Source organism: Agathobaculum ammoniilyticum (assembly GCF_025567315.1).
GTDB classification, from domain to species: domain Bacteria; phylum Bacillota; class Clostridia; order Oscillospirales; family Butyricicoccaceae; genus Agathobaculum; species Agathobaculum ammoniilyticum.
Map to the genome: position 1 here is coordinate 1 of NZ_JAOQJE010000037.1, position 3,609 is coordinate 3,609.

At 55.2% G+C, this 3,609-nt stretch carries 2 protein-coding genes; one reads left to right on the plus strand and one right to left on the minus strand.

All coding sequences use genetic code 11. The features are described from left to right. On the plus strand, positions 1-3,089 hold a 3,089-nt coding region (locus OCV66_RS15370), incomplete at its 5' end, for an S-layer homology domain-containing protein (protein WP_147574648.1). 67 nt (positions 3,090-3,156) lie between these two features. Here the strand turns inward: OCV66_RS15370 and OCV66_RS15375 are convergent. After that, on the minus strand, positions 3,157-3,609 hold a 453-nt coding region (locus tag OCV66_RS15375), incomplete at its 5' end, for a hypothetical protein (protein ID WP_262564894.1).

Below are 3,609 nucleotides of genomic sequence, written 5' to 3' on the forward strand. Positions count from 1 at the left end.
CCCAGGGCATCATCGCCGGCTACGGCGACAACACCTTCAAGCCCGACGCGACCGTAACCGGCGTGGAAGCTGCGAAGATGCTGCTCGTTCTGACCGGTTATGACGCTGACAAGGCTGGCCTGACCGGTCACAACTGGTCCACCAACACTCTGAAGTATGCCGGTTCCGCCGGTATCCTGGACGACGTCAACTCCGGTCTGGAGTCCGGCCTGCCGCGTCAGTACGCCGCGCAGATGATCTACAACACGCTGGACACCAACCGTGTCAAGTGGTCCACCGACTCCGACTCCTTTGACGACAACCTCGGCAATGGCTACAAGGAAACCGTTGGCTACGCTTACATGGGTCTGACCAAGTCTGTTGGTATCCTGACTACTGTCAGCAAGGACTCCCTCACCCTGACCGGTATCGACGAGGCGGAGAGCGATAAGGTTTACTCCGGCAGCAATCCGTACGCTACCAACTTCACCAAGGTGAAGGAGGATTACTCCAGCCTGCTGGGCCAGAAGGTTAAGGTCATGTTCAAGGACGGCAAGACCAACAACGTCCTCGGCGTTTATGCGGTTTCCGACAACGAAGCCTACGCCGTTAACGCTTCTGAAGTAGAGTCCGATGGCGATAAGGTCAAGTTCGGCGGCAAGTCCTACTCGATCGAGAACGCTTACGGCAATGACTACATCGATGTTTACTACACTGACATCGAGGGCAAGGAAACTGCCGTAACCGGTGAGGATGGCGCCTCTTCGGGTACCTCCAAGAGCTTCACCTCTCAGGCGGGTGTCAAGTACACTGCTGCCAACAGCAAGTACGGCTTTGAGGCTGAAGAGCTGTTCGACGATTGGGATACCTCCTCTGCGGTAATGCAGTTCGTCGATTCCGACGGCAACGGCCGCTTCGACTCCGTTATCATCACCGACTACGCCGCGGCTGAGGTCACCTCTGTTACCTCCTCCAAGGTAGTTGCCGGCAAGAGCTATGAGTTCGACGAAGAGAACATCGACGACGACCTCAAGGCGGACGACTGGGCGATTATCTCCTACGACCGCTACAACGACTGCACCCGCGTTGCCAAGGCTGACGTTATCACCGGCAAGCTGGACGGCCTGAAGAAGGACAGCACTTCCGAGAACTACAACGCAAACAAGGGTACTGGCGTTAAGTATCATGAGTACCAAATCGGCGACGAGTGGTACAATGGCGCAACCGACAAGGACAGCCGTACCGATATCAGCACCGTTAAGGCGGGCGACGAGGTCGAGGCTGTTGTTGTAAACGGCGTTGCATGGAAGATCAAGCGCTCTTCGGGCAACGGCTCTCTGGCTGATGTGACCGACATTGCGATGGTCGTTAACAAGGATACCGGCATTGGCGGCAATCAGGTCAAGCTGCAGTTCTTCAACGACACTACCAAGGTTGTTGACGTTGACGATGACAGCACGATCAAGTATGCTTCCCTGAAGGTCGGCGCGCTGTATGAGTACAGCATCTCCGGCGGCGAGTACTCTTTCGAGGGTCTGTCCACGGAAGACGATTACTACGGCGATTACACCTATGTCGGCACCGCTTCGTACACCGCTAAGGCTGATGCTCTGGGCGGCAAGAAGATTGACGACACTGCCAAGGTTATCCTGTTCGAGGATAACGGCAAGGATACCGGCAATGACTCCAAGGTCATCACCGGCAAGCAGCTCAAGGCGCTGGAAAGCTCCGCTGTCACTTATGAGGGCGATGCGGCTTACTTCACCGCTGACGTAAACGGACTGACCCGCGTTGCGGCGATTGCTGTTGAGGTCGACAAGCTGCCCGAAACCACCACTTCCAACGACTTCTACGGCTACATCCTGTCCGACGCGAAGGAATCCGGCACGAACGAGGTTTCCTACAACGTGCTGCTCGAGGGCGCTGACGAGGCCGTAACGGTTTACGAGAAGAACGCCAAGACCGGTGACCGCAAGAAGAACACCCTGATCGGCTATAAGTCCCTCGACGGTGAGGATGCCGACAAGCGTTACATCGACGACGTACATCTGTACAAGCTGGGCGAGACCAACTTCGGTCTGGGCGCTATCACCGATGTGAACAGCAAGCAGACCACGGTTCAGATCGCTGGCTGGGATGGCTCCGCTGTTCAGAATTACGAGCGCGACGTAACCGCTGACACCGTGGTATTCTACATCGATACCGACGCGAAGACTGGTTCTTCGACCGGCTCGATCCGCAAGGCTACCAAGTGGTATGACGATGCGGACGGCGCGATGATCACCAGCGGCGACAGATACATTGCCAACGCCCTGTACCTGATCAAGGACAGCGACGATCTGGAAGTGCTGGTCGTTGAGTCTGGCGACAACCAGTTCCGCGGCAAGTACGCTGACGCACTCAAGGAAACTTACGATACCACGACCTGGTCCGGCTCGATTGCAAATGTGACCCAGGAGTATGATGCTTCCGCGCAGCCTGTTTCTCTCACGCTGACGACCAAGAATGTTCCGGCGAACACTACAGTTGAGTTGAAGAACGCGATCAGCTCCAAGGGTACTTCTTTGACCGGCATGGCTTTAACTGCCAGCACCAAGGTTGCGGCAAACGGTTCCACCACGCTGTCCATGACCAATGTGCCGGTTGCAACGGTTGACGACGTAATTACCCTGACCTTTACGGTTGGCAAGGGTACGGAGAACGAGTTCGATGCCTCTGCTACCATTACGGTTGTTAATAAGGCAATTGAAACTTCCGAGATCTCTGGTGCGACTGTTACTGCTAAGGATCTGACCACTAATACTTCTTGGAATTCCGCTGCATCCTTTAACGACTTGTTCACGGCAACGGATACTACTAATGCAACGGCTGCAGTTAGCTACAAGCTGAATGGCAACACTTATTACAACTATGATAAGTTGCCGACGACAACCGGTATTGGCTACACTGTTGAAGTAACTGTGACCTACACTGCTAAGGCTAACTTTAAGTTCGCTGGTGACTACACCGGTGCAACTGCTACCAGCTGGACGGTTGACGATGCGACCGTATCTGATGATGGCGCTACGCTGACTGTAGTGTATACCAGCCCTGTGGTTACTCTGTCTTAAATCTGTTTCAATTTTAAGGCAGCAACGAAAACCCCCGAGGATTCCTCGGGGGTTTTCCCTTTTCCTTTTACCGGAACGCGATGTAGTAAAACTGCGCGCCGTTGTAATTGAGCTTGCTGTATTTGTACTCATACAGCGTAAAACCGTTGGAAACAATGCCACAGTAATCTGTTTTGTAGCCTTGCAGCATCAAGGTGCTGTAAACCGCGGTTTCGTCCGCGATCAGGCCGTCCTTATGGCCGATAATGACCGCCTTGGGTGTGAACCCGATCGACAGGGTGCGCGGATAGCTGCCGGTTCCGGTGTAGGTGCCGAAATACATCTCGCTTTTCTGCGGCACCGCATTCTCCAGCGCGCTGACCCGTCCGGAAAGCGCTTCGCGGGCCTGCTGCTCGGCGGCGAGTCCGACTTGGGTTGCTTTTGCGTCCAGTTCGGCGGCAAGCTCCTCTGAGAGCATCTCCCGATCGATCGTGTCCCCGAACGTGTCCACCACGATGCCCTCCACACGCGCCTCCAGCCG